Annotated in this window: 19 protein-coding genes; 10 read left to right on the top strand and 9 right to left on the bottom strand. The window is 63.8% G+C overall.

All coding sequences use genetic code 11. The features are described from left to right. Positions 1-3 precede the first annotated feature (3 nt). Both DK366_RS18615 and DK366_RS18610 read right to left on the bottom strand, forming a co-directional pair. Positions 4-1,050, bottom strand: coding sequence for a histidine kinase (locus tag DK366_RS18615; protein WP_109127052.1), 1,047 nt, complete (start codon positions 1,048-1,050; stop codon positions 4-6). A gap of 65 nt (positions 1,051-1,115) precedes the next feature. Then, positions 1,116-1,781 (bottom strand): alpha/beta hydrolase, encoded by a 666-nt coding sequence (locus DK366_RS18610; RefSeq protein WP_109127051.1) that lies wholly within the window; start codon positions 1,779-1,781, stop codon positions 1,116-1,118. Between the two features lie 214 nt (positions 1,782-1,995). Here DK366_RS18610 and DK366_RS18605 point away from each other — a divergent pair, with 214 nt between their 5' ends. Further along, entirely contained in the window at positions 1,996-4,428 is a 2,433-nt protein-coding gene (locus DK366_RS18605; RefSeq protein ID WP_109127050.1) for a prolyl oligopeptidase family serine peptidase, read from the top strand. A gap of 993 nt (positions 4,429-5,421) precedes the next feature. Here DK366_RS18605 and DK366_RS18600 read toward each other — a convergent pair. Next, positions 5,422-5,721 carry a hypothetical protein gene (locus DK366_RS18600; RefSeq protein ID WP_157956617.1) on the bottom strand — a complete coding sequence of 100 codons (300 nt, stop codon included), beginning with the start codon at positions 5,719-5,721 and terminating at the stop codon, positions 5,422-5,424. Positions 5,722-5,807: 86 nt separating this feature from the next. Between DK366_RS18600 and DK366_RS18595 the strand changes: the two genes are divergently transcribed. Beyond that, entirely contained in the window at positions 5,808-7,205 is a 1,398-nt protein-coding gene (locus tag DK366_RS18595) for a class II fumarate hydratase (protein WP_109127048.1), read from the top strand. A gap of 98 nt (positions 7,206-7,303) precedes the next feature. On the opposite strand, the gene DK366_RS18590 is transcribed toward DK366_RS18595, so the two are convergent. From DK366_RS18590 to DK366_RS18565, 6 genes are all read right to left on the bottom strand, one after another. Further along, positions 7,304-7,876, bottom strand: a complete 573-nt coding sequence (locus DK366_RS18590; RefSeq protein ID WP_109127047.1) for a DUF2884 family protein — start codon at positions 7,874-7,876, stop codon at positions 7,304-7,306. Positions 7,877-8,279: 403 nt separating this feature from the next. Continuing rightward, positions 8,280-8,966, bottom strand: coding sequence for a hypothetical protein (locus tag DK366_RS18585; RefSeq protein ID WP_109127046.1), 687 nt, complete (start codon positions 8,964-8,966; stop codon positions 8,280-8,282). 31 nt (positions 8,967-8,997) lie between these two features. Continuing rightward, positions 8,998-9,963 carry a hypothetical protein gene (locus DK366_RS18580; RefSeq protein WP_109127045.1) on the bottom strand — a complete coding sequence of 322 codons (966 nt, stop codon included), beginning with the start codon at positions 9,961-9,963 and terminating at the stop codon, positions 8,998-9,000. Further along, positions 9,960-10,817 (bottom strand): ABC transporter ATP-binding protein, encoded by an 858-nt coding sequence (locus tag DK366_RS18575; protein WP_109127044.1) that lies wholly within the window; start codon positions 10,815-10,817, stop codon positions 9,960-9,962. The genes DK366_RS18580 and DK366_RS18575 overlap by 4 nt, the downstream gene beginning before the upstream one ends. Continuing rightward, positions 10,814-11,200, bottom strand: coding sequence for a GntR family transcriptional regulator (locus DK366_RS18570; protein ID WP_109127043.1), 387 nt, complete (start codon positions 11,198-11,200; stop codon positions 10,814-10,816). The genes DK366_RS18575 and DK366_RS18570 overlap by 4 nt, the downstream gene beginning before the upstream one ends. A 4-nt stretch (positions 11,201-11,204) precedes the next feature. Beyond that, complete coding sequence (locus tag DK366_RS18565) at positions 11,205-11,528, bottom strand: hypothetical protein (RefSeq protein ID WP_109127042.1); 324 nt, start codon at positions 11,526-11,528, stop codon at positions 11,205-11,207. Positions 11,529-11,814: 286 nt separating this feature from the next. On the opposite strand from DK366_RS18565, the gene DK366_RS18560 reads away from it, so the two are divergent. The 8 genes from DK366_RS18560 (at position 11,815) to bcsA (ending at position 25,702) form a co-directional block, all read left to right on the top strand. Continuing rightward, entirely contained in the window at positions 11,815-12,600 is a 786-nt protein-coding gene (locus DK366_RS18560; protein ID WP_109127041.1) for an SDR family oxidoreductase, read from the top strand. A gap of 532 nt (positions 12,601-13,132) precedes the next feature. Further along, positions 13,133-15,367 carry a cellulose biosynthesis cyclic di-GMP-binding regulatory protein BcsB gene (gene bcsB, locus DK366_RS18555; RefSeq protein WP_109127040.1) on the top strand — a complete coding sequence of 745 codons (2,235 nt, stop codon included), beginning with the start codon at positions 13,133-13,135 and terminating at the stop codon, positions 15,365-15,367. A 3-nt stretch (positions 15,368-15,370) separates the two neighbouring features. Next, positions 15,371-16,543 (top strand): cellulose synthase complex periplasmic endoglucanase BcsZ, encoded by a 1,173-nt coding sequence (bcsZ, locus tag DK366_RS18550; protein WP_109127039.1) that lies wholly within the window; start codon positions 15,371-15,373, stop codon positions 16,541-16,543. Next, complete coding sequence (locus DK366_RS18545; protein ID WP_109127038.1) at positions 16,525-20,334, top strand: cellulose biosynthesis protein BcsC; 3,810 nt, start codon at positions 16,525-16,527, stop codon at positions 20,332-20,334. Before bcsZ ends, DK366_RS18545 begins: the two co-directional genes overlap by 19 nt. A 32-nt stretch (positions 20,335-20,366) precedes the next feature. Continuing rightward, the gene (gene bcsE, locus DK366_RS18540) at positions 20,367-22,127 is read left to right on the top strand and encodes a cellulose biosynthesis protein BcsE (protein WP_109127037.1); all 1,761 of its coding nucleotides are present in this window, start codon (positions 20,367-20,369) and stop codon (positions 22,125-22,127) included. A gap of 7 nt (positions 22,128-22,134) precedes the next feature. Continuing rightward, on the top strand, positions 22,135-22,335 hold the full coding sequence (locus DK366_RS18535; RefSeq protein ID WP_109127036.1) for a hypothetical protein: 201 nt from the start codon (positions 22,135-22,137) through the stop codon (positions 22,333-22,335). Next, a complete protein-coding gene (bcsQ, locus tag DK366_RS18530; protein WP_109127035.1) occupies positions 22,332-23,138 on the top strand; it encodes a cellulose biosynthesis protein BcsQ in 807 nt (268 codons plus the stop codon). The genes DK366_RS18535 and bcsQ overlap by 4 nt, the downstream gene beginning before the upstream one ends. Continuing rightward, positions 23,135-25,702: a UDP-forming cellulose synthase catalytic subunit gene (gene bcsA / locus DK366_RS18525; RefSeq protein WP_109127034.1), complete on the top strand. Its 2,568-nt coding sequence runs from the start codon at positions 23,135-23,137 to the stop codon at positions 25,700-25,702. The genes bcsQ and bcsA overlap by 4 nt, the downstream gene beginning before the upstream one ends. Positions 25,703-25,709 lie beyond the last annotated feature (7 nt).

Below are 25,709 nucleotides of genomic sequence, written 5' to 3'. Positions count from 1 at the left end.
GTTCTAGGGTGCCGGCAGCTCAAGCCGAACGATGAACCGCTCGCCCTTGGGGCCGGCAGTGACACGTGCGCGCGGACCATAACGAAAAGCGACGCGACGACGCACGTTATCAAGGCCGTGGCCGTGGCCTCCCGGCGCGGGCGTGCTTGCCAGGGGGTTGTCGATGTCGATGAGCACGCCGCTGCCCTCGCGACGCCCCCGCAGGATCACCTCTCCCCCTTCGCGCAGCGGCTGGATGCCATGGCGCACTGCGTTTTCCACCAGCGGTTGCAGCAGCAGGCGCGGCAACGGGAAATCGCCGGGCAGGTCGTCCAGTTCGCGCCGTACGCGCAGGCGCTCGCCGAGGCGCAACTGCTCGATATCAAGATAGCGGTCGACCAGCCCCAGTTCTTCCGCCAGCGTGCCATCGCGCGTGCTGTGCTCGCCCAGCGCGGCGCGGAAGAGTTCGGAGAGATCTTCCACCGTGCGTTCGGCGGCATCGGGGTCCACGCGAACCAGCGCGGCCACCGTGTTCATGCTGTTGAACAGGAAGTGCGGCCGGATGCGTGCCTGCAACGCGGCCACTTGCGCCTGTGATACGGCTTCCAGGCGGGTCTGCCACTGCGCGAGCAGGTAGAAGTAGCGCAACATCGCCGCGCCGAGCAGGGCGGCGATCAGCGTGTTGTTGCGCACGAAGTCGCCGGCGGTGTCCTGCAGCAGTTCCATCTGCATCACGCCATCCATCCAGTACACCAGCACGCTGCCGCCGGCCACGATGGCCACCATGGCGAGCCAGACGGCAGCGTAGGACGCATTGCCGGGCAATCGCGCAAACAAGGGCCGCAGCTTGCACAACGCCACGCCCATCACCACCGCCAGCCAGTCGGCGAACAGCATGCCCACGCTGTAACCGCGCCAGCCGTGCCCGTTGTTGGGCGCCAGCCACATCACGGTGACCGTGATGGAGGCCGTGATCAGCAGCGCAAACACCACCGGACCGCTGCAGAAATCAGGCAGCGGGTGATGTTCGGCGCGACCCGGCGTGGTTGGTGCGGCGGTGGACTCCCTCATGCGAAGAAGTATGCCGCATGCCTGTGGAGGCTTTCTTGCGGCTCGTCCCAGCCGCAGTGGTGTGCTCAGGCGCCCAGGCGCACCGTCATCCACTGGCGCAGGTCGGCCACTTCTTCCGCGCAGACCGAATGCGGCATCGGATACGTGTGCCAGCTCACCGAATAACCCAGCGATTGCAGCAGGTCGCGCGAATTGACACCGCGTGTGAGCGGCACGATGGGGTCGGCCGTGCCGTGGCCCCAGAACACCGGCGTCTGCCCGTTGGCCGGGCTGCGTTCGGTTGCAAAGGCCTCCTGCAACGGCAGGTAGGTGGACAAGGCGATGATGCCCGCCAGCTTCTCCGCATGGCGCAGGCCTGCCGAGAGCGCGATGGCACCGCCCTGCGAGAAGCCGGCGAGCAGGATGCGATCGGTGGGCACGCCACGCTCGTTTTCGCGGGCGATCAGCGCATCCACGCTGGCGATGGACGCACGCATGCCGGTTTCGTCCTGGCGGGAAATCAGGTCCACGCCCACGATGTCGTACCACGCGCGCATCGGCATGCCGCCATTCACCGTCACCGGTCGCACCGGCGCATGCGGGAACACGAAGCGCAGCGCGGGCCACGACGGGGACACCAGCTCGGGCACGATGGGGGCGAAGTCGTTGCCATCCGCGCCCAATCCATGCAGCCAGATCACGCTGTGGCCGGGATTCGGGGCGGTTTCGATTTCAACGGTGGGCAGGGGCATGGTGGTTCGCCGGGCTGGGGACTACGGGGGACAGCATGCCTGGAAGACACGCGGGAGAACCTCACGGAACGCATGGGCCGCGGGTTGGCCGACAGGGCGGCAGGGGTAACCCGGAAGATTAGCTGCCCAGGACGCCAGTTTGAACCGGGACCAACGGCGCTTGTGCAGGCCGTTCCCTTGGCTATGCTTCGGCGTTTTGACTGTGGAGCCTTCCATGCGCCGAACGCTGTTCGCCGGCCTTGCCGCCCTCGCCACCTTGCCTGCAGCGGCCCTGTCGCCTGCCTCGTCCGGCGGCCAGTTGGACCTGGAAACCATCATGGCGAATCCCGACTGGATCGGCGCGGCGGTGGAACAGCCCTACTGGAGCGTGGACGGCCACAGCCTGTACTACTCGTTGAAGCGCGACGGCAGCAAGGTGCGCGACCTGTATCGCGTGGACGCCGCCAGCGGCCAGAGCGTGAAGCTCGATCCCGCCGCCATGGCCCAGGCCGAAGGCCAGGCCGTGTACGACCGCACGCATCGCCACGCCGCCTACGTCATGCACGGCGACATCTTCGTGGTTGACCTGTCCAGCGGTCGCCGCGTGCAGGTGACCCAGTCGACCGAGGCGGAATCCTCGCCGCGTTTCTCCGCCGATGGCCGCAGCCTGCAATACCGCCAGGCCAACAACTGGTTCGTCTACAACCTGGCCTCCGGCGTGAGCGCGCCGGCCGCCGTGCTGCGCTTCACCGACGATCCGCAGGAAAAGAAGCCCGACCAGCTGAAAGACATGCAGCTGGAGCTGTTCAAGTCGCTGCGCGAAAACAAGTCCGACAAGGACGCCGCGCGCGACAACGAAGAGGCGCTGATCGCCGCCGATCCCAATCGCGCGCCCAAGCCCATCTATCTCGGCGAAGGCGGCGAACCGGCCGACACCGAGCTCTCGCCCGATGGTCGCTGGATGGTGGTCGTCACCAAGCCCAAGGGCGCGAAGGAAGGCAAGCGTCCCGAGCTCACCCACTACGTCACCGATTCGGGCTACGCCGAGCAGCAGGAAACGCGCGTCTACGTGGGCCGCAACGATCCCGCGCCGCAGTCGCTGGTGCTGGTGGACCTGACCACCGCGAAGTTCTATCCGCTCAAGACCGACGCGCTGCCCGGCATCAAGGACGACCCGCTCAAGGACATCCGCGCCAAGACCATCGCCGCGTTGCAGAAGGACGGCAAGGCCGATGAGGCGAAGGCGCTGAAGGCACCGGATGTTCGCGCCGTGCGCATTGTCTCCGGCGCCGATGATGGCGGTGGCGGCGGCATCGTGTGGAGCGACGACGGCCAGAACGTGGCCATCCAGCTGCGCGCCATCGACAACAAGGATCGCTGGATCGCCAGCGTCGATTTCGGCAAGCACGCGCTGGTGAACGAGCACCGCCTCACCGACAACGCGTGGATCAACTGGAACTTCAACGATTTCGGCTTCCTCAAGGACGGCCGCACGCTGTGGTACCTCAGCGAAGAAACCGGCTATTCGCAGCTGTATTCGAAGACGCTCGGCGGCAAGGCCAAGGCGTTGACCACGGGCAAGTTCGAAGTGAGCCATCCGGCACTGAGCGAAGACGGCCAGTGGTTCTACGTGCGTACCAACCAGGTCGCGCCATACAGCTACGACGTGTATCGCGTACCGAGCGCAGGTGGTGAACTCACGCGCCTCACGCAGTACCAGGGCATGGACGATTTCGCGTTGTCGCCCGATGGTCTCCAGCTCGCCGTGCTGCATTCCTCGCCGTACACGCTCGCCCAGCTGGCGGTGCAGAGCGCCGACGGTGGTACGCCGCGCGAACTCACCAACACCATGAAGCCGGCCTTCACCGCGCGCCAGTGGATTCAACCGAAGATCATCGGCGTGCCTTCCTCGCATGGTGCCGGCACGGTCTGGGCGAAGTACTACGGCCCAGCGGATGAATCGGCGGCGTCGCGTCCGGCAGTGATCTTCGTGCACGGCGCGGGCTACCTGCAGAACGTCACGCTGTCGTACTCCAACTACTTCCGCGAACAGATGTTCCACAACCTGCTCGTGCAGCAGGGCTACGTGGTGCTGGACATGGATTACCGCGCCTCCGACGGCTACGGTCGTGCGTGGCGCACGGCGATCTATCGCCAGATGGGGCATCCGGAACTGGAAGACCTGCTCGACGGCAAGGCGTGGCTGGTGAAGAACCACAACGTCGATCCCAAGCGTGTTGGCATCTACGGCGGCAGCTACGGCGGCTTCATGACGCTGATCTCGCTGCTGCGCGCACCGGGTGAATTCGCGGCGGGCTCCGCACTGCGTCCGGTGACGGACTGGACCAGCTACAACCACGAATACACATCGAACATCCTCAACGATCCTCAGCTCGATCCGGAGTCGTACCAGATCAGCTCGCCGATCAACTACGCCGACAAGCTGCAGGACCCGCTGTTGATGCAGCATGGCTTGATCGACGACAACGTGCTGACCAGCGACACCATTCGCCTGTATCAGCGTTTCATCGAGCTGCACAAGAACAACTTCTGGATGTCGCTGTATCCCATGGAACGCCATGGCTTCACGCATCCGGATTCCTGGTATGACGAGTACCGCCGTATTGATGAGTTGTTCAATACGTATGTGAAGCCGGTGAAGCAGTAACGCTCCGCTTTGCGTTGCTCCCTCTCCCCTTCGGGGAGAGGGTTGGGGTGAGGGGCGGGTGCTCGCGATGCCGTTTCTATCCCTCACCGCCATCCTGGCAATGGCATCACTGCGATTGTCGCGATGCCGTCCCTATCCCTCACCGTCATCCTTACAACGGCGTCTCTACCCCTCACCGTCATTCCCGCGAAGGCGGGAATCCAGTGACTTTGCTCGTCGGCTCTTTTCGGCCTCTCCGCGACCTGGCTCGCCTGCGGCGGGCTTCCGACCTCCTGCCGGAGGCCGGGTCACTTTTCTTTGCTTGCCCAAAGATCCCACGGGACTAGCTTCGCGTCGAAAGTAACCAAAAGAAAGGGCACCCCCACTTGGCGCTGCCTGGGCTTACAGCCCAGCCAGTCCGTGAGAGGCGGCCGGGCTTTTCGACCGGGCTCCTGCCCGGACGAAAAGTGCCTGGCGTCCTGCCAGGCACCCCTGCGGGGCCTGCTCGTCCACCCCTCACCGCCGCACAGGGGGCCCAAGATCCAAGGCGGAGCGGACGGCTCGTGCAGCTGCGCTGCACATCGCGTCGTGAGCGGGTCGCTACGCTCCTACCTTTGCAGCGAGGATCGTTTGGAAGGGAGAGGCCAGGTTCGCCCCTCACCCCAGCCCTCTCCCCGGAGGGGAGAGGGAGCAACGTCTGCGGTTGCGCACCGCCGCGCGCACCGGAGTTCATGGCCCACGGCGGTCGGAAAGCGAAGCGCATCTCTTGAATCGACCCTGCGGTCGGAAAGCAGCGCGCGGGCTTTACCCCACCCAAGCGGTGGGAAGCGTAGCGTTCGCTTTGAACCATCGCAGTGGTCGGGAAGCGGAGCGAACACCTGCTTTAAGCCCTCTTCGCAACGGCGCGTTGCGAAGCGCTTGGGAGTACCCGCTGTGTCTCGGCGGAGGTTGCCAAGCACCAACGCACCTCAACCGTGCGGGCTTATCCCAGCGCAATGCTACGAGCCTTGGCTCTTAGGCCATTTTCTTTGGGTTACTTTTCTTTTGGGCCAGCAAAAGAAAAGTGACTCGAGCGTCGGCAGACGATCGAAACGCCGCCGCGGCGTGAGCGGCCAGATCGCAGGAACGCTCGAAGAAGCGATACCCGAGCACAGCGCAAAAAAACAGAAGCAAAGTCACTGGACTCCCGCCTTCGCGGGAGTGACGGTGACGGAATGGCAAGGCGTCCACCGGGACGAAGGTGATGGGATAGGTGGCGGTCCCGAAATAAATAACGGTGATGGGATAGAAGGCCAACGACAAAGCGAAAGCCACCAAAGACCCCATCCCCCTTGGCGACGCCCTAACACGCCCCGACCTATATTCCCCACATCCCTCCCTCCCGCAGGAATCGCAAGGACATGAGCCAGTTCCGCATTGAACACGACAGCATGGGCGAGCTGAAGGTGCCGTCCAAGGCGCTGTATGGCGCGCAGACGCAGCGTGCCGTGGACAACTTTCCCATTTCGGGCATGCACATGCCGCGCGCCTTCATTCGCGCGCTGGGTCTTATCAAGGCCGCTGCCGCCGACGCCAATTTCTTGCTGGGGCACTTGAAGAAGAATCAGGCGCACGCCATTCGCAAGGCGGCGCTGTCGGTGGCAGAGGGGGAATTCGACGATCAGTTTCCCATCGACGTGTTCCAGACCGGGTCGGGTACCAGCACCAACATGAATGCCAACGAGGTGATTGCCCATCTGGCGAATCGCGGTGGCGGCAAGGTGCACCCGAACGATCACGTCAATTACGGGCAAAGCTCCAACGATGTGATTCCCACCGCCATCCACGTCAGCGCCACGCTCACCACCAGCGAGCAGTTGCTGCCGGCGCTCAAGCATCTGAAGCGCACCATCGAGCGTCGTGCCCGTGAGTTGCGCAATGTGGCGAAGACGGGACGTACGCATCTGATGGATGCCATGCCGGTGACGTTCGGGCAGGAACTTTCGGGTTGGGCGGCGCAGATCGGCACGGCCATCGAACGCATCGAAGACAGCCTGAAGCGCATGCGTCGTCTTCCGTTGGGTGGCACGGCGGTGGGTACGGGCATCAATGCCGATCCGAAGTTTGGTGCGGCGGTGGCACGCGAGCTGAAGAAGCTTTCCGGTGTGCGTTTCGACGCGTCGGAGAACTTCTTCGAAGGCATGGCCGCGCAGGATGCCGCCGTGGAATTGTCAGGCCAGCTGAAGACGCTTGCCGTGGCGTTGATGAAGATCGCCAACGATTTGCGCTGGATGAATTCCGGTCCGCTTGCTGGTCTTGGTGAAATCGAACTGCCGGCCTTGCAGCCGGGTTCGTCCATCATGCCGGGCAAGGTGAATCCGGTGATTCCGGAAGCCACGGCCATGGTGGCCGCGCAAGTGATCGGCAACGATGCGGCCATCACCATTGCGGGTCAGTCGGGCAACTTCCAGCTCAACGTGATGTTGCCGCTGGTGGCGCACAATCTGTTGCAGTCGATCACCATTCTTTCCACGGTGACGGTGCTGTTGGCCGACAAGGCCATCGCGGGTTTCAGGGTGAATACGGAGCGCGTGAAAGAGGCGCTGGACAAGAATCCCATCCTGGTCACCGCGCTCAATCCCGTGATTGGCTACGAGAAGGGCGCGGCGACAGCCAAGCAGGCGTACAAGGAAAAGCGTCCCATCATGGACGTGGCCCTGGAAACGACGGGACTGTCAAAGGCGGAGCTGCAAAAGCTGTTGGACCCGCTGACGCTGACGCGCGGTGGCATCCACGGCGGTGGTGGCGGTGGCGGCTGATCGGTCGCTGCCGAATCAAGCGGTTGGGCATGCCGTCATTTCCGCTTTGGCGGGAATGACGGCGAGGTGTCGTTGACGATCTGATCTCCGTACGGGCCTCAGTTCTTCGGCCTCGTACCCTTGTGGCACTTCTCGACGTTTTCATCGGTGAGTGCCTGGGCATACGGTTTGAATGCGTCAAGTTGCCCGGCCAGATCGTCCTGGGCCGACTTCATGCTGGCGATGTCATCGCAGATCCGTGCCGCGGCCAGTTCAACGGCGCGCGACGCTTCTTCGGCCTGCTGGCTGGCTTGTTCACTGGTGGTCGCGCCGGTCATCTTGCCGGCCACCGCACCCAGTTCCTTCGTTGCCGTGGCCACGCCGGCCTTGCCCGTGGCGATGGCGTCTTCGCGCATCTGTCGCGCGGCGCCGTTGTAGCGCTGCAGCAAGGCACGCTGCGCGTCATTCACGGCAACCGGCTGGTTGTTGATGATCAGTTGCCCCGCTTGATCCACCGTGGCATCGGGCGCGCCGGATGCCTTGATGGAGACGAGGCCGTCATGCAACGTGATCCTGTTGTTGACCACGTCGGTGCTGCCACCGAATACCTGGACGTCGTCGCCCGAGCCGTTGCACGCCGAAACCAGCAGTGCCAGGACAAGTACGCCGGGCAGAAGGCGATGGGCAGTCATACGTTGAACTCCTCAGCTGGAAGGCAATGCCATGCAAGGTGGCGACGCTGGCGCGTGCTTCCTCGCTCCATTCGGCTTGATCGTAAGGAGTGGCGGCCCCGGAACCATGTGCAACAAGTTGGGCCAGACGTGACGCCGACGTGAGGGACGGGTGTCTGCGGGCTGCCTGATGGTTTCAGGCTTGTCCGTCGGAAGTCTTCAGCATTGACGATGAAGAAAGAGGGGCGGCGCATGTCGCTGCCGTGTTCGCCATGAATTTTCGGCGACGCGAAAAAGTTGTTCCGCCAGCTTCTCCGCATCCTTGCGGAACAAGCTGGCGGAACAGGACCGTCACTCAACTGTCATTCGAAGCAGCCCGTGGCGCTGGCAGCCGGCCATGCGGCGGCAGGCATCGGGTGGAACTTTATTCCGAGAAAACGGCGATACCGGACTTGCCGTTCTTGTCAGTGTGCTTGCCGCAATCGTCGACGTCTTTCTGCGTCATCGTGGCGTAGGGCTGGAACGCGGGCAGGGCAGCGGCCAGTTTTTGTTGTGCCGCCATCAACCCAGGCATGCGGCTGCACAGTTTCATGGCGGCGGCCTCGATGCGATCGGTCTGCGGCTTGATGCTGTCCTCGATTTCCTTGTCGCTCTTGCCCGACAGCGCACCGACGATGGCCTGCTTGGCAATGCCCACACCCATGTTGGCACTGCTTGCGCCGATGTCCATGCCGTCTTCGGCGATGCCGATGACCTGCTGGCGGTAGTCCAGCAACATGGCGTGCTGTTCGGGCGAGGCATCCACGGGCGTACCGGCGATGACCAGGTTGCCCTGTGGCGTGATGACGGCCTTCGGCGCCTTGCTCGTATCGATATGCTCGCCGATGTGCACGTTGCTCACGTCGATGTCCTTGGTGGCCAGCTCCTGCTTGGCCTGGTCGATGCCCTTCTGGATTTCCGCACCGATCATGGACGGCGACATCTGCTGGTCCACTTCTTTCGCCGCCTGCGCCAGTCCGCTCTTGCTGTCCTGGTCGGACTGACTGCAGGCGGCCAGCGGCAGCAACAACGTCATGGCGATAAGGCTGCTGGCAATAACGTGAGTCTTCATCGAGTGCTTTCCTTGCAGATGCGTTAGGAGATCAGCTGTCGTCGCGGACCCGGCGGAACCAGATGGCGCCGCCGATCAGCAGGGCTCCGGCGAGTACACCCATCCACAGGTTGGGCGAGGCAAGCAGGCCGTAAGTGTGTGCCGGCGACAGGTACATCAGCGGGTTGTTGTCGTCCATGCCACTCATGTCCGTGAAGCCGTGCTTGTCGAACACCAGGTTGGAACCCGGGAACACGCTGAGCAGTACACGTTGCACGACGTTGGTCCAGAACCAGGCGGTCGGCAGGTTGAACAGGCCCATGATGCCGAACCACGTGACCAGCAGACCCAACACCACCGGTACCGCCAGGGCCCACAGGATGGGCTTGCTGCGTGCGCCGGACGAGCAGAGCATCAGCCAGCCGATGGCGGGCAGTGCCCACAGGGCGTACAGCGGAACGTTGCTCAACAGCGAACCCACGGCGCGAAGCGGATGGGAAAGCGTCAGCAGCTGCCACACGTTGATGCCGTGGAACGAAAGCACGATGGCGAACATGAAGAGCTGCAGGAGGCCGCAGATGATGCTCACCACCACCGCGATCACCGGTGCCACCACCGCGGCACTCACCACCTTGGACAGCACGGTGCTCGTGTTGGAAATCGGCAGCGATTTCCAGAACAGCACGCTGCGGTCGCGACGGTCGTCGTAGAGCGAGCCCAGGCAGTAGAACAACACCACGATGCCCATGACGATGCCGATCATGCCCATCGAGGAGATCATCGCCACGTCCGCGGCGGCACCGACCTGCGCCATGTCGCCCGCATCGGCGTGGCGCATCATCATCTGGATGTCGTTGCCGCCGATGCGCACACCGTGGCGCGCACTCAATACTTCGGCCGTGATGATGGCCATCAGGTTGAGGATGAGGAAGATGCCGCCGGTGACCACCGGCGCCCACAGGAAGCCGCCGCGGTGTTCCCAGTATTCGCGCTTCAGCAGCCAAAAGAAGGTGTTCATGCGTAGGTTCCCTTCATGGTGGCAACAAACAGGTCACTGACCGTGGGGCGACGTACTTCGCCCATGCTTTCCAGCGTGGCGCGATCGGCGCCGTCGAACAGGAAGATGCTCTTGCCGAACACCTGGCGTTCGTCCAGCGGTTTCATGCTGCGTGCGGCGGCCGCCTTGTCGGCGCCTACCAGCACTTCGGCGAATCGTTCGCCTACGGTGTCCATGTCGGTATCCAGCACGATCTTTCCATCGCGGATGAACATCAGGTCGGTGAGGATGTGTTCGATCTCCTCGACCTGGTGCGTGGTGACGATGATGGTCTTGTTCTCGTCGAAGTAGTCTTCCAGCAGGCTCTGGTAGAACTGCTTGCGGTAGAGGATGTCCAGGCCCAGCGTGGGTTCGTCCAGCACCAGCAGGCGGGCGTCGATGGCCATGACCAGCGCCAGGTGCAGCTGCACGATCATGCCCTTGGACATCTGCTTCACACGCTGGTTGGGCGTGAGCTTGGTGCGGGCAAGGAACGCCTCGCACTTGGCGCGGTTGAAGCGCGGATGCACGTTGGCCACGAAATCGATGGCTTCGCGTACCCGTATCCAGCGGGGCAGCACCGCCACGTCGGCGATGAAGCACACCTGTTCCATCAGCTGGTCGCGCTGGCTGCGCGGGTCGAAACCCAGCACATTCAGCTCGCCCTTGAAATCGGTGAGGCCGAGGATGGCCTTCAGTGCCGTGGTCTTGCCGGCACCGTTGGGGCCGATCAGCCCCACGATGCGGCCGGACTCGATGCGGAAGCTCACGTCGTTCAGCGCCAGCGAGTTCTTGTAGGCCTTGGTCAGGCCGTTGGCCGTCACCACCGCATTCATGATTGGCTCCCTTCCGGGCCGGCCGCGTTGTCGGGTGCTTCGCGCATCAGGGTCTTCAAATCCAGCCCCAGGCGCTGCAAGCGGGCAAAAAGCGCCGGCCATTCTTCGCGCAGGAACCGCTCGCGCTCGGATTTGAGCAGCGCTTCCCTGGCTCCATCGATGACAAACATGCCCAAGCCCCTCCTTTTCTCAACCAGTTGATCATCGACCAGTTCCTGATACGCCTTGGACACGGTGAGCGGATTGATTTGGAAATCCGCGGCCACCTGGCGTACTGACGGCAGCGGGGCGCCCTCGTTCAAGGCGCCGTCCAGAATCATCGCCACCACGCGTTCGCGGAGCTGGCGGTAGATCGGGACGCTGTCGTTCCAGGTAATGGTCATACGGTTATTCCTTGCTGATACGGCCGAACTTGTTGCTGCCAAATGAATAGTAGGGCATGGCCAGCTGGCTCCCGAGCACGGCGTGGGAGGAAGCCTCCGGCGCCAGCAGCGGGGAAACCACGGTGGCTGAGGCAACACCCGCGTCGGCGAGCAGGGCAGTGCGCATGTCCTCGGCCGTCGGGCGGACGTCGACCGGAGCCAGGTTGATGACCTTGACGCCGTTGATTTCGCTGACAGGGACGGGGTTGACGTTCGAGTGGATGGCGGCCAGGCCTACCGTGGTGAACAGAGCGGCGGCGGTCAGAGCTAGCAGGTTGTTCGCTTTCATGACGGGTCTCCTTTAGTGACCTCGTGGACCGGTGTTGTAGTGTACTATAACACCATATCCTGAGGCGTCAATGGGTCGGGTCGAAATTCGCAACATGACTGATGGCCTATAAACCTGAACGAGATCCGGGCACGGCCGCCACCCGGAAGGTGGCGCTCATGTTGGCCAGCCGGGCTGGCCGGCGGCAGGGCTGCTCATCAGCCATCGCGGATGACACCCATCACCTCACGCGGGCGCGGCGAAGGCCGTGCTTCAATGCCGTCTTCGACGCGAAAGGAGCGACGCCATGGATACAGGTCTCGCCGGGCAGATCGTGGTTGTCACCGGTGCCAGCAAGGGCATGGGTCTGGCTTGCGCCTTTGCCTTCGCACGGGAAGGCGCGAAGGTCATTGGCATATCGCGGGATCTCCATCACCTGCATGCCGCCCAGCACGATCTGCAACGCGAGGGCCTGCATATGGATGTCGCCGCGGCGGACCTGCGCGAAAGCGTGGCGGCACACATGGTGGCCGACTACGTGGAGAACGAATTCGGACCGATCGACGTGCTGGTCAATTGCGCCGGCGCCGCGCGACGCACGCCCGTGGCCGACCTGCATGCCGATGCCATGCGCGATGCGATGCAGGCGAAGTACTTCACCTATATGCACATGATCGATCCGGTAATCCGCCGCATGGCGTCGCGGGGCAAGGGCAGCATCGTCAACGTGGTCGGGCAGGGTGGCCGGCAGGTGAACCCCTTGCATATCGGTGGTGGCGCGGCCAATGCGGCCTTGATGCTCGCATCGGTGGGCTACGCAAACGCGTACGCATCCCAGGGCGTGCGCGTGAATGTGATCAACCCGGGACTGACGCGCACCGGGCGCGTGCAGGAGGGGCTCGATGCTGCGTCGCGTGCGAGTGGTCGTTCTCCTGATGTCTTGCTTGAAGAGCAGCTCGCCGAGATCCCGATGGGTCGCATGGCTGAGCCACACGAAATTGCCCATGTCGCGGTGTTCCTTGCCTCGTCGCTGGCCAGCTATGTCACTGGCGCCGTGATCCCGATGGATGGTGGAAAGACCAGCGTGATTTAAGCGCGATCTCCAGAAGCCGATACGGACTTTGGTAGGTAACCGAATGCATCACCTTCCACTTCCGTCAACGCGCATCGGCGTCGATGGCGAGCGCGTTTTGGCATGGCGTGTTTTCCTGCGGGGCCCAGCTTTATTTGTCATGCCGGAAATGCGTACAGTTGGGCTGCACATTTCACGTTCCTTTTATGCTTGTTTCTTTAATCGTTTCTTTGAAGTGACGATGTTCGATGGCTCGCACGCGAGGCGCATGATTGGCCAGCTCACACGTGCGGTGCACGCTTCACCGGAGGGTGGTGCGCAAAGGTCATCGTCAGCAGGGGCATGAACGTGGATGCGCCCCATCGCTGCACGCCATAGCGTTGCAGCCGGGGTTCCGCGGTTCGTGTGGGTTCGTTGGTAAAGGCAGGACTGCAGGACGCTGGATCTGCCATGCGGGCCGATCCGTTCCCGACATTCCGCCACTGACCCAAGGCAACATTCCATGCAGCCAATTCGTCGTGTTTGGTGGTCTTTACTGCTGGTCGGCTGTTGGATGGCACAGGGAGCCCACGCGCTGCCTGCCGAGGTGGCTCGCCCTGCGACGCCACCGGCTCCTGCTACCTCCGCAACAACGCCACCCGGTGCCGAGGTTCCTGCAGCGCCTTCGGCACCTGCCGGTGTCGCACGCGAACTCACGCTCAAGCAGATGGGCGTGTTTGGTCCCATCAAGCTGCGTGGACAAGACCCCAACGGCACATTGAACGTTGCCGTGCGCAACGACGAGGTGGTGACAGGCGCCAGGCTGCGGCTGGTCTACACCTACTCGCCGTCGCTCATCTATTCGCTGTCGCACCTGAAGATATTCCTCAATGGTGAAGTCATCGCCACGCTGCCCATGGACAAGGACCTGGCCGGGCAGACGGTGACCAAGGACGTGGACCTGGACCCGCGCCTGTTCACCGACTTCAATCGCATCGGCGTGCAGATGATCGCGCACTACACGCTGGATCACTGCGAAGACCCGTATCACACGTCGTTGTGGACGGATATCAGCCCGGACACGACGCTTACGCTGACGACATCGAGCATTGCGTTGCCCAACAGCCTTGCATTGTTGCCGGCACCGTTCTTCGACCGTCGCGACAACCGTGCGCTGCTCGTTCCGTTCGTGCTGCCTGCGCATGCCGACCCGCAGACCTTGCGCGCGGCGGGCGTGGTGTCGTCGTGGTTCGGTGCGCTGGCCGGTTGGCGCGGTGCACGTTTCCCCGTGGTGCAGGCGCCGCCTGCCGACGCGCATGCCATTGCTTTCGCGTTGCCCAACGCGATGCCGGATGGATTGAAGCTCGGCGAGATCAAGGGCCCCACCGTCATCGTGATGCCCAACCCGGCGAGCCCTCCGGAATCGGGCCGCAAGCTGCTGGTGATTGCCGGTCGCGACACGAAGGAATTGCAGGAGGCAGCCAACGCGCTGGTGTTGGGCCAGGTTGGCATGTCGGGTGACCAGGCCATCGTGAAATCGGTGGACCTCGGTCCTGACCGTCGTCCTTACGATGCACCGAACTGGTCGCCGGTGGATCGCCCGGTGACCTTCAAGGAACTGGTGACCGATCCCTCGCAGCTCGAAGCCGCGGGCTTCAATCCGCCGGCCATTCGCGTGGACATGCGCCTGCCACCTGATCTGTTCGCGTGGGCGCGCCACAGCGTGCCGCTTAATGTCCATTACCGCTACACGGCGCCGTCCAGCTACAACGACTCCGTGCTCAACATCGGCGTGAACGATCAGCTGCTGCGTTCGGTGCGGTTGCGTCCCGCCGATCCCTCGGGTGTCGAACGCCAGTTCAACGTGCCGCTGTTGTCCGGTTCGGAGGCGCGTGGCGCGGAAGAGCTGCGCGTGCCGGCGTTGCGCATCGGCAGCACCAACCAGTTCCAGTTCCAGTTCCACATGGATTCGCAGAAGACCGGGCTGTGTGTCTCTGCCGCCACGGATAGCGCACGGGCGGCGGTCGATCCCGACTCCACCATCGACTTCAGCCAGTTCGTGCATTACACGGCCATGCCGAACCTGGCGTTCTTTGCGACCAGCGGTTTTCCGTTCACCCGCATGGCCGACATGGCCGACACCGCGGTGGTGATGTCCGATACGCCGGACGCACACGACATCGAAGCCATGCTCACCATGCTGGGCCAGATGGGGCGCTGGAGCGGTTTGCCCGCATTGCGCGTGTCGCTGGTGCCGGCCAGTGCGGTGGAATCCGTGCGCGATCGCGATCTTCTGGTCATCGCCACCGGCAGCGCCGGCGAGCTGATGGCGAAGTGGGGCAAAGGCCTGCCCATGCTGATCGAACGCAGCGAGAACGATCTCGCGCTGCGCGAAGCCACGGATCGACCCAAACCCAATGGTCCACTCGGTCGCGCAGCGATGAGCGTGAATGGACCGACAGCAGCTTTCGTGGCGTTCCAGTCGCCGTACACCAAGGGCAGGAGCGTGGTGGCGCTGGCAGCCAACTCGTCCGACCGCCTTGGCGATCTGCTCGATGTGCTGGGCGATGACGCCAAGGTCGGCGAGGTGCGTGGCGATTTGACTGTCGTGCGGCAGAAGATCGTGGCCAGCCTTACCGTCGGCGACACATATTACGTGGGACACCTGCCGTGGTACGCCTGGTTGTGGGTGCATATTTCCAAGTACCCCGCGCTGATGGCGCTGGCCGGCATCCTTGCGGGCTTGTTCGTGGCGCTGACGGTGTTCTGGGCGCTGGGTCGACTCGCCGCACATCGCCTTGAAAGGTGAGCCATGCGACGCGCCATGACCCCGCTGCTGCGCGTGCTGTTGTCCGCTGCCGTGATGCTTGCATCCGGTAGCGCGGCAGCTGTGTCGTGCACGTGGCCGGACTGGGACCACTTCAAGCAGGGCATGGTGAGTGCCGATGGTCGCGTCATCGATGCCAGCACACCCGAGCAGGTCACCGTGTCCGAAGGCCAGGCCTATGCGCTGTTCTTCGCGTTGGTAGCCAATGACCGCGCCATGTTCGACCGCGTGCTCAATTGGACGCAGAACAACCTGGCGCAAGGCGATCTCACCAAACACTTGCCGGCATGGCAGTGGGGTCGCCACGAGGCGAAGGATGGCGACAAGAGTGCGCCGGCCTGGGGCGTGCTGGACAGCAATCCCGCCTCCGACGCGGACATCTGGATCGCCTACACCCTGCTCGAAGCAGGACGCCTGTGGCACGAACGCAGCTACACCGCACTGGGCACCACCATGGCGCGCGCCATCGTGGCGCAGGAAACCGCCGTGATACCCGGTCTGGGACGCACCGTGCTGCCGGGGCCCGCCGGTTTTCATCCGAAGGACGACGTGTGGCGACTCAATCCCAGCTACGTGCCGTTACAAGTGATGCGGCACCTGGCCACTGCGTTGCCGCAGCAGGTGGAATGGAAAGCCATGCAGGCGAGTTCTGCGACGCTGGTGACTGCCACGGCACCGCATGGTTATTCGCCGGACTGGGTGCTCTATCAGAGTGGCAAGGGCTTCGCGCCTGACGAGCAGACCAAGGCCGAGAGCGCGTACAACGCCATTCGCGTCTATCTGTGGGCCGGCATGCTGGCACCGGATGCCGCCGGGCGTTCCAGCGTGCTCGACGCGTTTCGTCCGCTGGCGGACTACGTTGCCGCGCACGGTGCGCCGCCCGAACGGGTCGACACGCAGAGCGGCACGCCGGGCGCCAACGATGGCAACAGCGGCTTCTCCGCCGCCGTTGCGCCTTATCTCGCCGCGCTGGGCCGCAACGATCTCGCACAGGCGCAAGTACAGCGCTCCCGCTCGCTCGCTACCCAATCGCCACCGGGTTATTACAGTCAGGTGCTGTCGCTGTTCGGGCTCGGCTTTCTCGACGGCCTGTACCGGTTCGATGGTGATGGCGCGCTTGTTCCCGCATGGATGTCCACATGTCCCGCGGCGCACTGAACGACTTGTTCGCACCCGCCATCGTGCTGCTGGTGGCCGGCAGCGCGATGCCGTCGCTTGCGCTCGCACAGGCTGATGCGCAGGCACCCAGCCCGCAGATGAAACAGTTGCTGGATTCGGCGCGCGTGTGGCTGTCCAAGAACCGGCCCGACATGGCGCGCGGCATCGTGGAAAAGGCGTTGCTTATCGATCCCACGCAGCCGGACGCGCTGGGCGTGATGGGCCAGGTCGAACTCAGCTCCAATCGACCGGCCGAAGCGGGGAAAGTGCTCGCGCAGATGCAGAAGCTTTATCCCACGCATCCGGCCACGCTGCAGCTTGCCGATGCCTATCGCCTTGCCACCACCGACAAGACGGCGCTGGCCGAAGCGCGCCTTGCCTCACGCGCCGGCAAGCCCGACGAGGCGTGGCAGAAAATGCAGGCGCTGTTTCCACGCGGTGCACCCAACGGTCCCATGGCGGGTGACTACTACCGCGCGATGTCGGCGGCAGGTCAACGCGATCGCGCCTTGAGTGAATTGCGCGATCGCGTGCGCCAGAATCCCGATGATCTGGGCCTCGCGCTGACGCTGGCGGACTTGCTGACCGATCGTGCGTCGTCGCGACTGGAAGGCCTGGACATCATCTACCGCGTCTACCAGCGGCAGGATGCCAACCGCCAGCAGGCGCTTGAGCTCTGGCGCCGAGCGCTCAACAGCGCGGGCAGTGACGATCCGGCGTACTACGTGTGGTACCAGCGCTACCTCAAGGAAGTGCCCGACGACGACAGCGCCAAGGAAGCCTTGGCTGCGCTGGCGAAGAAGGGCGGTGCCAACTACGTGCCCCCGCCCAAGGGGACGGCGCCTTCGGAAAGCGCGCCAGCGTCGCGCGCACCATCATCGTCTGTGTCATCGGCGTCCTCGCGGCGCGGCGAGGCGCTGGGCGAACAGGGACTGGCAAAGCTTCGCGAGGGCAAGCACGACGAAGCACGTGTGTTGTTCGCGCAGGCGATGAAGCTCGATCCGGACAACGCCGGGAAGTGGCGCAGCCTCATGGCGACGGCCACGTTCTGGGGCACGTTGTCCAAGGCGCGCGCCGCCAATGACCAAGGGCATCCGGAGCAGGGCGAGGTATTGGCGCGCGATGCCCTGAAGCAACAACCCGGGCAGGCCGATGCGCAGAAGGTGCTGGCGACATCGCTGGTGGCGCAGAAAAAATGGCCGCAGGCCGAGGCCATCCTGCGTCCGATGGTGGAAGCGAAAGAGCCCGATGTCGACGCGTTGGAATTGCTCGCCAAATGCCTGATCGCCACGCATCGCACCGACGATCTCACGCCGCTCATCGCCCAGGCGGAGCAGCGCACCAAGGGCTCCAGCGAGGCCATGATCAAGCTGCGCGCACAGCTGCTGTCCATCGAGGCCGATCAGCTGATCGCCGAAGGCAAGAGCGGTGCGGCCGTATTGCGGCTGGAAGACGCCGTGACCCTGACGCCACAGGATGCATGGCTGCGCTACACGCTGGCGCGCCAGTACCGCGACATGGGACTCCCCGCACTCGGGCGTTCGGTGATGGAAGATGGGCTGCGCGACGCCCCCACGCCCGACATGCGTTACGCCACGGCGCTGTACCTCAATTCACTGGATGACATCGACACGGCGAGCCGCGTGCTGGCGCAGGTGCCTGAAAGCCAGCGCAGCGAAGGTATGCGCGAGCTGGCGGCCAACCTCAAGGCGCAAGGCGATTTGCGCGAAGTTAGGCAGCTCGAAGCGCAGGGCAAGCAAGCCGAAGCGCGCGCCCTGCTCGACCGCATTGCCGTCGACGTGCGTGACGATCCGCAAATGCTGGCCAGCGTGGGACGCGAGTGGATCGCGCTCGGTGAACCCGACAAGGGCCTGAAGCTGGTGAGCGACTGGCTCGATGCGCATCCGGATGATCCCGCCATTGGCGTGCGTCTGCGGTACGGCGAATTGCTGGGCGCAGCCAACCGCGACGACGAATGGCGCGCCTGGATTGCCGACTCACGCCGGCGCCCGGGCGTGACACCGGAGCAGCAGACGCAGTTCGATGATCAGTTGCTGCGTCTGACCCTGCGCAAGGCCGGAAGGCAGATCGATGCCGGCGATCTCGCCGGTGCTGCCGCGACGCTCAATGAGGTGCCGGAGGCCAGCAAGAAGGACAAGCGCTGGCTGCTTGCCCAGGCCGACCTGCGTGAAGCGCATCGCGACTATCGCGGCGCCGAGGCATCCGCACGCGCGGTGCTGGTCGATCACCCCGGCGACGTCGACGCGCGGCTCACCATTGCGCGCATGGAAGAACGCATGGGCCACCGCAAGACCGCCCAGGCCATGGTGGACGAGGTCTTGGCAGATACGCCGCCGGACGATGTCGATACGCGCCTGGCCATCGCACGTCGCTACACGGCCATCGGACGCAACGAGCAGGCCTCGGCCATCGTCGATCCGCTGCGTGCGCAGTATCCGGATCGTTCGGACGTCACCATGCAATCGGGACGCAACGCGCAGGCGCAGGGTCGCTATGACGACGCCGCGCAGCTGTATCGCACGGCGCAAACGCAAGAACAGGGTGAAGGCGAAACGCCGAGTCCGGTAGACGGCCTGACTTCCGCGCAACGTGCCTTGCAGGGTCTGGATGATCGTCGGCAGGGGCAGGTGGCCACGGGCGTCATCCAGTCGAACGAGTCGGGCAGCAGCGGCATGTCGCGACTGGATGCCACGGAAATTCCGCTGTACCTGCGTATTCCCGATGGCTACACCGGTCACTACTTTTTCCATGCGGATACCGTGCTGCTCAACGCCGGCACCTTGCCCGCAGATCGGCTGGACCCCGCCTACGAGTACGGCAAGATCGCCGCACTCGGCAACGACGGCCTGCGACCGATCAACCAGACCGACAAGGGCGTGGCGCTGGCGGCGGGCTACGACTTCAGTGGTGCAAGCAACAGCTGGCGGGCGGACATTGGCACCACGCCGATTGGCTTCACCGTCAACAACATCCTGGGTGGCTTCCTTTACCGGCACGACTTCTACAGTTCGTCGTTGACGGTGGATGTATCGCGACGCCCTGTGACAAGCAGCCTGGTGTCGTACGCCGGTGCGCGCGATCCGGTGACGGGCGAGGCATGGGGTGGTGTGGTGCGCAGCGGTGTCACCGTGCGCGGCGCACAGGATGTGGGCATCACCACGTTGTTCGCTTCGGTGGGCTTTGGTGTGCTCACCGGCGAAAACACCGAGACCAATCACGAATTCAAGGTGCGCACCGGCGTCGACTGGCCGGTGTACGTCAGCACCGACCAGCGCTTCAGCAGCGGGTTGGTACTGAATTACTGGCATTACGCGAACAACCAGCACTTCTACACGTTCGGCAACGGCGGCTACTACAGCCCGGGCAAGTACGCATCCATTTCCATCCCGCTGGATTGGACCGGCCGCTACAAGCGCTGGGCGTGGGAGCTGGAGGCATCGGTGGGTACCTCGTCCACGCGCGAAGACGAGGCGCCGTATTTCCCGACGCGTCCCGATCTTCAACAGCAGGCCATCGCGCGCATGGCGGCAGCCGACCTGGGCTCGCCGTACTTCGGCACCGGTTCCGGTGGCGGTTTCAGTTACACGGTGGCCGGTGCGCTGGAATATCGCCTCACGCCACACTGGGTCATCGGTACGCGCTTCAAGCTCGATCGTTCACGTGACTACGCTCCGAACCTTGGCACGATCTATCTGCGCTATTTCTTCGATCAACAGCGGATGCCGGTGCCGTATCCGCCTGATCCGGTCAAACCGTATTCCTCGTATTGAACCGGTGACATTCGACTCCTGGGACGCATGCCGTGACGCCACTTCCGCCATCTGCCGAATCCAACGAACGCGCCTTGTCGCGAGCGCGCCTGCGATTGAACCAATCGCTGGCGATCGAAGGATTGCCGCCATCGCTTTCGGCGCTGGCGACCGGGCATGTGTATGCGGTGTACGCGAGCCGCTCGCCCGCGCGCGATGCACTGTTCTGGAAAACCGCGGCCAACGCGTTGCTGACGCCGGTGACCGTCCTCTCCACGCGGCCCGCTGCCGACGTGGCGCAAGCGCTGCGCCAGCACGGCATGGATATCGACCAGCCGGGTGCGGTGCATCCGAGATCCAACGTGTGTTCGTTGCATCTCCCACAAAACCGCGACGGCTGCGACGTGCTGATGGAGTCGTTGCAGGCGTTGTCCGAGCAGGTGGCGACGCCTGCCAGCCAGTTCCTGGTGGAAGGCGTGGCGACATGCTTTGCCTGGCATGACCGCGCTGCGTTGATCCGCCAGGGCGCCGCGCTCGCCGGCTGGTGCGCACAGACTCGCCATTCGGTGTTGCTGGTGATGCTGCCGCCCCTGGTTGAACAGAGTGGCGATTTTCGTCCGCTCACCGATTTCCAGATCCAGTTTGCCGGTGCGGCACAGCTGGTACACGTGCAGGGCGAGTTTCGCTGGGAAGTGGCGTTCTGGCGTGACAATCGCGGCGCGCTGTCGGCGAACGAATCCATTCCCCTGCGCTTCTCCGCCAACGATCACCGATTGGTCGCTGTGGTGGACACCGATAGCGAAAGCGCAACCGGCGTCGGCATGCTGGCACCGGACGAATCGGTGGTGATGGTGTCGCACGAAGCCGTGGCGCGCGAACGCGTCATCCCCAAAGGCTGGCAGGTATTGCCGGACAACGATGCGCTGGTGTCTGCGGCAAGCCGCGCCGTGGCCGCCACGGTGATCCTGCATTACGGCATCGACGTGAGCCTGGCGACGCTGGCCAAGCAGGTGAACTTCCTGCGTCGGCAATGCGGCAAGGCGCTGAAGATCCTTATCCGCGAGGACAACGTCAGCATCCGCTATGAACTGCTGATGCTCACGCTGGGCGCCAACGCCATCATTCCGCGCAGCATGCCGTTGGCGCAGGTGGAAATTACCGTGGATGGCGTGCAGGGGCAGCTGTTCTCCCGCCCCGTGCCAGACGACTATCGCAGCGCGCTCTCCGCGGCGATGCGCGACTCCACCACAGGCTACCTGCCGGCGCATCGCTTCATTGAACTCGTCCGCCAGGCGGTGGAACGCAGCCGTCCGATCCGTTTGCCGAACGTGCTGCTGAAGCTGCCGCTGGAACACGATGTTGCCGGCATCGACGCACTCAGGGCATGTCACATTCGCCGCACGGGTGACCTGTGCACGGCCACTGGCGACAGCCTGTACATCTTCTTTTTCGCCTGCCACGTGGAAAACGCCAGCAAGGCCATGGAGAAGGTGTTCGATGTCCCGCTGCAGGATTTTTTCCAGGGCGAACTGCGTTGCGGTGATCGCGAGACCATCAATGGCGCGCTCAACGAACTGTCGGACCAGATCGCGGAGTTGCCGCCACCCGATTACACCGGGCTGGTCGAGCCCGCCATACCGGTGGTGTCACACGATGTGACGCCACCGGCCGAAGACGAAAACCGGGCGTCTGCCGCGGTGACTCCTGCCAACCTGCCCATCTGGGGAGCATCCGATGCCGCTACGACAGACGCGGCCGTCACCACTCGCCGTGCACCACGCACGGCATCGCTGCCGCTGAAGGCGCGGAGGTAATGGCGCCATGAGCACCTTCCTCGGCTGGTTTGTCTGGGGCCTGATACTCGCCGCGCCGTTATGGTGGCTTAGCTGGCGGTTTCGGCTGGGTTACTGGCTGTCACAGTCACGCACGCTGTTCCGGCGGCGCTCCATCCAGTTGCCGGCGCAGCTGGAAGGCCTGGTGATTCTTGGCAAGCGACAGGGAGGCACCGGGAAAAAGGCATGAAGACGATCGCCATTGTTTCCTCCGTGGGGGGTGCGGGTCGCACCATGCTCACCGCTGCCCTGGCCGGCCTGTTGATGGCGCGCCGTCACGCCGTGCTGGCCGTTGAGTGCGATCCCCGCAACGTGTTGACGCTTTACTGCGGATTGCGCACGCCAGCGCGACAAGGCCTGGTATCGCACGTGCTGGCGCCCACGGACGACTGGAGCGACGCCGCGCTGCAAACGGATGATGGCGCGCTATGGCTGCCATGGGGCGGTGCACGTGGCGAGGGTCGTGGGCCGGATGCAGAAGCCAGCGCCAGCATTGCTGCTTCCTTGCACAAGGAACCGATGTGGCTGCGCGACCTGATTGCCCGCGTGGATCTGCCGGGCCACGCGGTGGCGCTGGTCGATACGGCGGCATGGCCTTCCGTGCATGCATCACAAGCCATTGCAGCAGCCGACTTGGTGATGGTGGTCGTGCCTCCCGAGCCGCTCGCCTGTGCCACGCTGCCGCGCCTGAAGAGCGAGCTGAACGCGCTGGGCAAACAGGCGGTGTACGTCGCCAATGCGGTGTCTCCGGCTTCGCAGTTGCATACGGATATCGTCGCCCTGTTACGCGACACCCTGGGCACCGCGCTTTCCACGTATCGCGTGCATGCCGACAGCGGCATCCCCGAAGCGTTGGCGCGCAACGAGAGTTTCGTGCACGCCGCGCCACATTCGCAGGCGGCGCATGACATGCAGGGCCTGGCGTCGTGGCTGTCGAGCTGGATTCGAAGCGCTTATCAGACCGCGGCGCCCGTCTCGGGAGGCAGCGCATGAAGTCGCCAGGCTCCGTGTCGATGTTCGCGCGCCTGCGCCATACCGTGGCGCAGCAGCTGGGCGTGGATGCTGATGCGGATCGCGGTGCCTGGCTGCTACGGCTGGTGTTTCGCGCGCCACGGCCGGGCCAGCGGGACTGGCCTGCGTTGTGGGCGCATCGCCTGGGCCGGCACCTCCAGTTCGAGTTGGCGCTGCGTGACGACGAAAGCACCGGCACGTGGTTCAAGCGCCTGTTCTTCCGGCCGCGCCGTCGTCGTGTGCGACTCGCTGCCAATTTGCGCAGTTCGCGACACCATCGCGGCGCGCGTCGTCGTTCCATGCTGCTGGGCCGCATAGGTCACTGGTTTGCGCCGGTGACCGGTGCGGTGGGGCGCGCAGGGCAGGCCGTGACGTCGCGTTTGCCTACGGTGCCATGGGCGGGCATCGGCGATCGCGTGAACCACTGGTCGTCCTGGCTCGATCGCGTGCCTTATCTGAAGCAGGTGATTTTGCTGCTCGCCTTCATGGTGGCGGTGGCGTTCTGGACCACACCGCTGGCCATTGCCGATCAATTCCGCCTGTTCATTCTCGTCTGCGTGGTGATGATTCTTGCCCGGCGCATTCCCGGGCGCTGGCCAACCATGCTGCTGGTGTCGTTGTCGATCCTGATGACAGGGCGCTACATGTGGTGGCGCATCACCCAGACACTCAATTTCGCGACGCCGGTCGAGGCGTTCTTCGGCTATCTGCTTTTCGCTGCCGAAATCAACACGTGGATCGTGCTGTTCTTTGGCTACATCCAGACCGCATGGCCCTTGAACCGGCAGCCCAAGCCGCTGCCGGACGCCATCGAGAGTTGGCCGACGGTGGATGTCTATATTCCGACGTACAACGAGCCCCTGTCGGTGGTGAGCCCCGCCGTGCTCGCGGCCAAGCGCATGGACTGGCCGGCGGAGAAGCTGCGTGTTTTCCTGCTGGACGATGGCAGCCGCGAAGAGTTTCACCGCTTCGCCAACGAGGTGGGCGTGGGTTACCTCACGCGCGAAGAGCATCGCTTCGCCAAGGCTGGCAACATCAACCACGCCTTGTCGTTGACCAGCGGCGAATTCATTGCCATTTTCGATTGCGACCACATTCCTACGCGCGCCTTCCTGCAGACCACGATGGGCGAGTTCCTCGCCGATCCGCAGTGCGCGATGGTTCAGACGCCGCATCACTTCTTCTCGCCCGACCCGTTCGAGCGCAACTACGACACGTTCCTGCGCATTCCCAACGAGGGCAGCCTGTTCTACGGCCTGATCCAGGATGGCAACGATTTCTGGAATGCCACGTTCTTCTGCGGATCCTGTGCCGTCATACGCCGCGCGCCGCTGATGGAGGTGGGTGGCATTGCGGTGGAAACCGTGACCGAAGACGCGCATACCTCGCTGAAGATGCACCGCAAGGGTTATCGGACGGCGTATCTGCGCATCGTGCAGGCGGCAGGCCTGGCCACGGAAAGCCTTTCGGGACACATTGGCCAGCGCATTCGCTGGGCACGTGGCATGGCGCAGATTTTCCGCATCGACAACCCCTGGTTGAAAAAGGGCCTGACCTTTTTCCAGCGCATCTGCTACAGCAATGCGATGCTGCACTTCTTCTACGGTATTCCGCGACTGATCTTCCTGTGCATGCCGGGCGCTTATCTGTTCTTCGGTTTGCACGTGTTCGGCGCGGACGCCATCTCGGTCATGGCTTACGTGTTCCCGTACCTGTTCGTGTCCGGCCTGGCCAATTCACGCATCCAGGGCCAGTACCGCCATTCGTTCTGGGCGGAGGTCTACGAGTCGGTGCTGGCGTGGTACACGGTGTTGCCTACCACCATCGCGTTCATCAATCCCAAGAAGGGCAAGTTCAACGTCACGGCGAAAGGCGGCCTGATCGAGCAGGAATATCTCGACTGGGCCACATCCAAGCCCTATGTGTGGTTGCTGGCGCTTAACCTTGCAGGCCTGCTTGCCGGCGTCATCCGCATGTTCACCACGCAGCGCGACGAGCCGGCCACGGTGCTGATGAACATGGTGTGGTCGCTGTTCAACGTGGCCATGCTTGGCGCCGCGGTGGGCGTGGCCAAGGAAGCAAGGCAGGTGCGTGTATCGCACCATGTACCGCTGCGTGTGCCGGCAACGCTGGTGCTGACGAATGGCAAGACCATCGCGTGCAACACCGAGAACTATTCCACAGGCGGCATCGGTATCGTGCTTCCCGAAGCATTGAAGCTTGAGCGCGGCGACCCGCTGGGCGTGGCGCTTTCCCGTGGCGACATCGACTACTACTTTCCGGCCGTGGTGGCGCGCAACAGTGGCATCCACTTGGGCTTGAAGTTCGAAGAATGGTCGCACGAGAAAGAGACGCAGCTGATCCAGTGCACTTTCGGTCGAGCGGATGCGTGGGTGCGCTGGGAAGAGGAGCTGGTGCCCGACGCGCCACTGCACAGTTTTGTTGAAGTGATCGAGATGGGCTACCAGGGCGTGCTTCGCTTGTTCGATGCCTGCCTGGATGCCACCGAGGCCGTGGTGATGCGTCGGCCGCGTCAGTCGGGTTAACGGGGAA

The organism is Dyella sp. C11 (assembly GCF_003121485.1).
Taxonomy (GTDB): Bacteria; Pseudomonadota; Gammaproteobacteria; order Xanthomonadales; family Rhodanobacteraceae; genus Dyella.
This window is presented reverse-complemented; position numbering and strand designations above follow the sequence as displayed.

Excerpts from the sequence above, each read along its gene's own strand:
- DK366_RS18570 (WP_109127043.1), bottom strand. The coding sequence starts at position 11,200 with ATGACCATTACCTGGAACGACAGCGTCCCGATCTACCGCCAGCTCCGC.
- DK366_RS18575 (WP_109127044.1), bottom strand. The coding sequence starts at position 10,817 with ATGAATGCGGTGGTGACGGCCAACGGCCTGACCAAGGCCTACAAGAAC.
- bcsQ (WP_109127035.1), top strand. The coding sequence starts at position 22,332 with ATGAAGACGATCGCCATTGTTTCCTCCGTGGGGGGTGCGGGTCGCACC.
- DK366_RS18585 (WP_109127046.1), bottom strand. The coding sequence starts at position 8,966 with ATGAAGACTCACGTTATTGCCAGCAGCCTTATCGCCATGACGTTGTTG.
- bcsA (WP_109127034.1), top strand. The coding sequence starts at position 23,135 with ATGAAGTCGCCAGGCTCCGTGTCGATGTTCGCGCGCCTGCGCCATACC.
- DK366_RS18535 (WP_109127036.1), top strand. The coding sequence starts at position 22,135 with ATGAGCACCTTCCTCGGCTGGTTTGTCTGGGGCCTGATACTCGCCGCG.
- DK366_RS18565 (WP_109127042.1), bottom strand. The coding sequence starts at position 11,528 with ATGAAAGCGAACAACCTGCTAGCTCTGACCGCCGCCGCTCTGTTCACC.
- DK366_RS18590 (WP_109127047.1), bottom strand. The coding sequence starts at position 7,876 with ATGACTGCCCATCGCCTTCTGCCCGGCGTACTTGTCCTGGCACTGCTG.
- DK366_RS18605 (WP_109127050.1), top strand. The coding sequence starts at position 1,996 with ATGCGCCGAACGCTGTTCGCCGGCCTTGCCGCCCTCGCCACCTTGCCT.
- DK366_RS18610 (WP_109127051.1), bottom strand. The coding sequence starts at position 1,781 with ATGCCCCTGCCCACCGTTGAAATCGAAACCGCCCCGAATCCCGGCCAC.
- DK366_RS18560 (WP_109127041.1), top strand. The coding sequence starts at position 11,815 with ATGGATACAGGTCTCGCCGGGCAGATCGTGGTTGTCACCGGTGCCAGC.
- DK366_RS18595 (WP_109127048.1), top strand. The coding sequence starts at position 5,808 with ATGAGCCAGTTCCGCATTGAACACGACAGCATGGGCGAGCTGAAGGTG.
- bcsZ (WP_109127039.1), top strand. The coding sequence starts at position 15,371 with ATGCGACGCGCCATGACCCCGCTGCTGCGCGTGCTGTTGTCCGCTGCC.
- DK366_RS18580 (WP_109127045.1), bottom strand. The coding sequence starts at position 9,963 with ATGAACACCTTCTTTTGGCTGCTGAAGCGCGAATACTGGGAACACCGC.
- DK366_RS18615 (WP_109127052.1), bottom strand. The coding sequence starts at position 1,050 with ATGAGGGAGTCCACCGCCGCACCAACCACGCCGGGTCGCGCCGAACAT.
- DK366_RS18545 (WP_109127038.1), top strand. The coding sequence starts at position 16,525 with ATGTCCCGCGGCGCACTGAACGACTTGTTCGCACCCGCCATCGTGCTG.
- bcsB (WP_109127040.1), top strand. The coding sequence starts at position 13,133 with ATGGCACAGGGAGCCCACGCGCTGCCTGCCGAGGTGGCTCGCCCTGCG.